Annotated in this window: 6 protein-coding genes; 3 read left to right on the top strand and 3 right to left on the bottom strand. The window is 70.2% G+C overall.

Annotated features, from left to right (window positions below):
• Positions 1-71: 71 nt before the first annotated feature.
• Entirely contained in the window at positions 72-1,451 is a 1,380-nt protein-coding gene (locus C1J00_RS45015; RefSeq protein ID WP_180989393.1) for a hypothetical protein, read from the bottom strand.
• A 1,118-nt stretch (positions 1,452-2,569) separates the two neighbouring features.
• On the opposite strand from C1J00_RS45015, the gene C1J00_RS03805 reads away from it, so the two are divergent.
• The 3 genes from C1J00_RS03805 to C1J00_RS46360 all read left to right on the top strand — a co-directional run bounded on the left by C1J00_RS03805 (position 2,570) and on the right by C1J00_RS46360 (position 4,719).
• Positions 2,570-3,790, top strand: coding sequence for a tyrosine-type recombinase/integrase (locus tag C1J00_RS03805; RefSeq protein WP_245936185.1), 1,221 nt, complete (start codon positions 2,570-2,572; stop codon positions 3,788-3,790).
• Positions 3,791-4,132: 342 nt separating this feature from the next.
• Positions 4,133-4,432, top strand: a complete 300-nt coding sequence (locus C1J00_RS46365; protein WP_245936184.1) for a hypothetical protein — start codon at positions 4,133-4,135, stop codon at positions 4,430-4,432.
• 86 nt (positions 4,433-4,518) lie between these two features.
• On the top strand, positions 4,519-4,719 hold the full coding sequence (locus C1J00_RS46360; protein ID WP_245936183.1) for a hypothetical protein: 201 nt from the start codon (positions 4,519-4,521) through the stop codon (positions 4,717-4,719).
• A 208-nt stretch (positions 4,720-4,927) separates the two neighbouring features.
• Here C1J00_RS46360 and C1J00_RS47580 read toward each other — a convergent pair whose 3' ends face one another.
• Together C1J00_RS47580 and C1J00_RS03795 are read right to left on the bottom strand one after the other, a co-directional pair.
• Complete coding sequence (locus C1J00_RS47580; RefSeq protein ID WP_281262741.1) at positions 4,928-5,062, bottom strand: hypothetical protein; 135 nt, start codon at positions 5,060-5,062, stop codon at positions 4,928-4,930.
• A 22-nt stretch (positions 5,063-5,084) separates the two neighbouring features.
• The gene (locus tag C1J00_RS03795; protein WP_245936182.1) at positions 5,085-5,942 is read right to left on the bottom strand and encodes a hypothetical protein; all 858 of its coding nucleotides are present in this window, start codon (positions 5,940-5,942) and stop codon (positions 5,085-5,087) included.
• Between the last annotated feature and the right edge of the window lie 58 nt (positions 5,943-6,000).

Genomic DNA, 6,000 nt, shown 5'->3' with positions numbered 1-6,000 from the left:
CGCCCGCCCCGCGCAGTGGACCCGCCGTCCGACGGCGATCCGTCACTGCATCCGGGGTGCCAAGGCCCCGATCACCCGCTCGACGTCGTCCCGCCACGCACACAGCTCCGCCTGCGTGGGAGCCAGCTCGTACCCGTAGTAGTGGCAGGCCCGGCTGAGACCGGCCCAGGTCGACGACCAGCGGCGGGCCGTGTCCGGCTCGGCGTAGGACTCCAGGCACAGGGCCTGGGCGTGTGGCGGGCAGCGGGCCAGCTGCGGTTTGCGAGCCTGCCGGTAGCGGCGCAGGGCCTCTGCGGGGGCGTGGCGCAGCAGGCGGGGTCCATGGACTGCACCGGGTCGTCGATGACGAGGAACCGGAAGGGGTTCTCGGGGAGGAAGGTGCGTGGGAGGAAGAGGGACAGGGCAAGGGCGTGCAGTTCTCCCTGGCTCATCACGCCGAGTGCGGGGGCGTCGATGTCGTCGACGGTCACGTCGAGGGCGACCTTGCTCTGGGTTCCGGAGCCGCCGAGGCGGACGGGGCCGAGCGCGACGTTGCTCTGCTCGCGCAGGTTGGGCCAGATGCGCTGGGCGTCCTCGGCGATGGGCCGCATCCGGTCGGCGCGGATAGTCGTGGGTGGCCTTGAGCCACTTCTGGGCGGTCTTGACGCGGGCCAGGTGTGGGGCCGCCTGCTCTGCGGCGTGGGCCTTGTCGTGCCAGGCGGCGAGACCCCGCGCGGCGTCCGCCAGGTGTCGTCCTGGTCGGCGAGGCGCCCCGCGGCCTCCTGACGGGTGACCCGTGCGGCGTCGGCGGCGGTCCGTGCGGCGTTCTCGGAGACGGACGCCAGCGCGGCCGGGTCGGAGACGGTACGGCACCTCAGCCAGTCGTCCCAGGCGGCGGCGATCTCTGATGGCAGCCACTCGGGGGGCGGGACGGCCGGGTCACGGACGGCCTGCGCGGCCGCGTCGAGTTCCCTGCGGGCGGTGAGGATCTGCTCGGCCTCGGCGCGCAGCAGGCGTTCCTGCTCGGCGGCGTCGCGTGCCCATTCCTCGTCGAGGCGGGCCGTGCCGCCGCACACCGGGCAGGTGACGAGGGCGGGGTGGGAACGGTGATGGGCGAGCGCGCGGGCGAGGAGTTCGGCGCGGCGCAGCGCGTCCTCGGCGGAGGTGCCCCGCAGGTCCTCGGCGGAGGCGATGGCTTCGCGCAGCCGGGTCACGGCCGTGACGACCGCCTCGGTGTCGGGTCCGGCCAGGGTGGAGCGGCGGCGCAGGTCGAACAGGAGGGACTCGTCCGCCGTGCCGGTCCTGGCGGCCAGTTCGGCCGCTCGTGCGAGGTCCGGGCGCCGGCCGCTCAGGGCCGTGTGGGCAGCCTGGGCGCGGGGGTCGTCGGTGCCGTCCAGGAGGGTGAGCAGGGCGGGCAGTTCGGCCCTGGCCGCCTTGGCGGGTGCCTCGTACTCGCGAGCCAGCTCGCGCAACCGCTTGTCGGCGGCGGCAGTTGCTCCAGCCTGAGGATGGAGGCGACCGCGTCGTACATCTCGCTGGGCCTGCCGCCGATCACGTGGCCGGGCGCGGAATACGACAGGAAGGGGCGGTAGGTTGCCAGGTCCTCCTGCCAGCCCAGGTCCGGGAGGGGGACGGAGTCGTGGCCGGGCCGGTCGAGTTCGGCTGTGGAGTCGGCGACGTGAAGCGAGGCTCGATGTCCCCGGCCCGCACTCACAGACGCCACTCCTCGGCGAGCATGCCCAGCAGCTCCTCCTGCCTGGCCTTGCGGTAGGGCGCCCAAGACGACGGCGGACAGGTCGCCAATGTCGATGCCCATCTCGAGGGTAGGCGTGCAGGACAGCACGTTGGGGTCGTTGAACCCCTCGCCGTTACGGAAGGCGTCCTCGACGCGTTCGCGCTTGCCGCGGGAAAGCAGACCGGTGTGCTCGGCGGTGATGACCTGGTAGGTACCCGCTCGCCGGTACAGGCTGCGGTAGTAGTCGTCGCGGTAGTCGCGGTCCCGGTCGTGCCGGTCCACAGTCTCCAGCCACCGATCCCCCGCGACCAGCCGCCCGGTCGTGCAGCGATACGCCTGACAGGGCTGCCCGTGATACTGCGCCAGCAGCGAGGGGTGGACGGTCTGCTCCCAGAAGCACTTCGGGCAGCGCACATACGCCTCGTTGACCTGGGCGTCCGTCAGCAACTGCAACCGGATGGCGCCCGGTTGAAGGCCGTGCAGACGGGCCGCCGTGTCGCTCGGGATGCGCGCAGCGAGCAGCCCGGCGTCAGTGAGCCGGGGCAGAAGCCGCACCCAGAACTCGTCGGCCTGCTCGCGGGTCATGTCGAGGCAGCGCTGGGCCCAGGCCTGGTACCAGGACAGACGTCCGGCGGCGAAGTCGAACTCGCTGCTCGGCTTGGGCCGCGCGAGCAGGAAGCTCGGTGCGGAGACCCCCTTGGGGAAGGCTTTCATGCCGCGCGGGCGCCCTCCCCAGATGAAGTAGCGGCTGGTGCCCGCCTCGTCGAGGAACTTCTCCAGCCACCGGTGCCCAACCGCTCCACGCGTACGCAGCCGCTCCAACAGGCCGCGTAGGAAGGGTGGCTGCGCGACCTGTTGTGGGACCACATCGCCGACGTGCTGCGCTCGCCCACCTGCCCGCGCAGCGCCCAGCCGGTGGACTTCGTGCGCCGCGCCGGCGCCGAACTGGCCGCGTTCTTGGAAGCGGAGACACCGGGCGGCGGCCACGACCCCACGGTGCTGCGAGGCGAGCACGTCCACCGCTTCGTCGCGGACCTGCGCAACCGCGAACGCCTCGGCCTGGCCTTCCGCGGCCAGGCCCGCCTGGACGGCAAAAGGGCGAAAGTCACCGAGAACTCGCGCCGGCTGGTGTTCAACTACGGCCGGGCCCTGCTGCGCGGCGCGCTGGACAGCGGCAGCGGCGAGCAGATCGGTCTGGACCGCGCCTTCATCGCCGCCATGCCGGTCGGTGGCCCGGGCACGCCCCGCAGCCGCAACCCCTTCCCCGACGAAGTCGCCCGGGCGCTTGCGGACGAGGCCAACCTGCAGCAGCTCGCCGCCGGTTACAACCCGCACGACCGGGGCCTGAGGGATATGTGGGAGACCATCATCGTCACCGGCCGGCGCGCCAGCGAGGTCATCCAGCTGCGCCTGGACTGCGTCGGCCGCTACGGCGGGCTGCCCCTGCTCTGGCACGACCAGACCAAGGTCGGCAACCTGAATGCGGCCGTCCGCATCCCCGACCATCTCCTGGACCGGCTCGAAGAACGCCGCCAAAAGACCCTGACCCGCTACGTCGACCGGCACGCCGGCCGCCCGCCCACTGCCGCCGAGCGCGCTCACCTGGCCTTGTTCCCCACCGACATCCTCAACCCAGACGGCCGCCGCGCTTTGTCCTACACCTGGTTCCACACCGGGTTCCGTAGCTGGCTCGCCGAGCTTGACCTCGGCGGTCACTACGTCGCCCACCAGGCCCGACATACGCTGGCCACCCGGCTGCTGCGGCACGGTGCGAGCCTGACGCACATCCGCCGCTACCTCGGCCAGGTCTCCGACCGCATGGCCGAGCACTACGTCCACCTGACCCAATCGGACCTGGACAACGTCCTCCAGCACGTCTGGGTCGCCGGACCCGGCGCCGCCCACCCCGGCGAACTCCTCACCAGCGACACCACCCCGCTCACCCGCGAGCAGGCCCAGGCCCTGGCCATTCGACCTGTCCCGCCGCAGCACCCCCGCGGAGGGCGGGTTCTGCACCTTCCAGCCCGTCGTCGAGGGCGGCGCCTGCCCCTTCAGCCTCGACTGCCACAACTGTGACAAGTTCGTCCTGTCCGGCGCGGACCTGCTCTACTGGCGTCGCAAGCGTGAGCAGTGGCTGCTGCTGGCCGAGGGTGCCCCGGACGACGCCACCGCCGACTACCTCCATCGCTACTTCGAGCCCAGCGCCCGCGCCATCGACGGCCTGGAAAAGGCCCTGGCCGGCCTTGGCCTCCTCGACGACGCTCTCGCCCTGGACCTGCGCAAACCCCAGGACTACTTCCACCGCGTGTGGTCCACCGCCTTCCGCACCGCCGACCTCGCCGACGCGGGCAGCGACGAGCAGGACGAGTACAGCGATACATGCACAGCCGAGGGAGACGACCCCGAACAGGAAGCCGCATGAACACCGCCGCCATTCCCGAACCCCGCACCGCGGCGGCCCTGGCCGCCCGCCGCCGCAAGACCGAAGCCGCCCCTGAGCGCGTCCACCAGGCCATCGCCCGGCTCCGACGCGAGAAAGCCCAGATCAGTGTCGCCGCCGTCGCCCGCCGAGCGGGCGTCTCGCGCACCTTCTCTACGGCAACGTCGAGGCCAGAGCCGCGGTCGCCGCAGCGATTACGCAGGCCGGCGAACACCAATCCGGCACGCTCGCTGAACAGGGCGACGAACGCGAGGCGACGTGGCGCGAACGCGCCCTGAACTCCCAGGACGCCCTCAAGGCCGCCCACACCGAGATCCTCACCCAGCGCACTCGGATTGGCGAACTCATGGGCCAGATACGGGACTTGCAGGACGAATGGACCGAGGGCGCTATCCAGCGGATCACCACCGAGAGCACCACCCTCAAACAGCGCGTCCGCCAGCTCACCACCGACAACCGCACCCTCGACGAACGACTCAAGGCCGCCCGCTCCAACCTCCGCTTCCAGGACCGGCGCGTCGCCGACCTCGAAGCTCGCATAGCCGAACCGGCGCCGAAGTCCTGATCCTCCTGCCCAGCCACTTCACGGCCCGTCCTCCCTCCCGGTGGACGGCTCGTGCACTCCGAATGCCACCGTCAGCATCACGCTGGCGACAGCGAACGGGCCAGATAACCCTGCTGACCTGCGAAGCCCTCGTGGCTTGCTTGAGCCGGATGCGCTGAAAGGTGCACGTCCGGTTCTGAGGGGGCCGGGTCACGGCAACGTGATCCGGCTACCCGACCACAGCCGGGGACGAGCCGCTCATGCTGGAGCGGGCCCACAGTTCGATCTCGATGTCCTCCACGTTGGTGAACTTTCGCCCCCGCTGCTGCTCGGCGGCGACTGCTCCCGAGTGGACGGCGTACATGGAGGGCTGGATGATGTTGCGCTTACGTCCAGCTCGGTGCCGCCCCTTTGGGGTCTCCGAACGGCACTGGTCGACCGGTGAGGGCGTCCAGGAGGAGGCGGTCACCGATCGGCTGCGACAGTTCGACCCTCACGTTCTGTTCGATCATGTCGGCGGGGCATGTGCCGCTTTCGGCCCCCTTGATGGAGGCGTACAGTACTACGCTCTCATCTGTTTCCAGCGCTTTGACGATGGGGCCGTCGTCGCAGGATCCGTGAGTGGCCTTCACAGATAGGGAGCGGCCATCTGCCGCCGTTCCGGCCAACCGGGCGATGCTCCTGAGACCGCCAGTAGCCCCTTGTCGGGCTTGTCCGATCGGCGGCTTGGGAAGCTTTGAGGGGGTCACGGCGACACGCTTGAGCGGGGTGTCGTAGCTCTCCAGCGTGAACAACCATGCGGGAACGGTTGCGCTGCCGCGGCTTGTCATGATGGTTGTTGTTCCGAGACGGGCCCCAGTCACGGTCAGTTGGGGTCCGTCACTGCGGTTAAGGGCGAACGACTGGTATGCCTTCTTTGCCCCGATCAGTGGGCGGGTGAGATCTTTCCTCTTTCCCCAGTCCACCTTCCCGAGGGCGGCGGCTGTGCTGGGCAGATCGCCGCCCAGGACGAAGTTCTTCGTTTCGTAGGCTCGCTCGTCTGCCTTACTGCGCCAGCCGGATTCCGGCTTCTGCACCGCGTCGGCCATCGGGTAGTAGCCCTGCGCCCAGGCAGCGGCGGCTGCAGATGCCCGCCAGGCATCGGCTACTTGCCGGGCACGCTCTTCCTGCATGCGCAGCGACTGATCGCTCGCATGACCATCGTCTGTGCGCTGATCATTGCCGCAACCAGCAAGGAGGCTCATGCTCAGGAGTGATACCAATAGTATGCAGACGGAGCGCTTCGGTTGCGTATTCATGGAG

Origin of the sequence: Streptomyces cahuitamycinicus (assembly GCF_002891435.1) — a bacterium.
In the GTDB taxonomy this organism is placed as follows: domain Bacteria; phylum Actinomycetota; class Actinomycetes; order Streptomycetales; family Streptomycetaceae; genus Streptomyces; species Streptomyces cahuitamycinicus.
Note: the sequence above shows the minus strand (reverse complement) of the source record. Positions and strands in the feature narration are given on the sequence as shown.

Excerpts from the sequence above, each read along its gene's own strand:
- C1J00_RS46365 (WP_245936184.1), top strand. The coding sequence starts at position 4,133 with ATGAACACCGCCGCCATTCCCGAACCCCGCACCGCGGCGGCCCTGGCC.
- C1J00_RS47580 (WP_281262741.1), bottom strand. The coding sequence starts at position 5,062 with ATGTACGCCGTCCACTCGGGAGCAGTCGCCGCCGAGCAGCAGCGGGGG.
- C1J00_RS03795 (WP_245936182.1), bottom strand. The coding sequence starts at position 5,942 with ATGAGCCTCCTTGCTGGTTGCGGCAATGATCAGCGCACAGACGATGGT.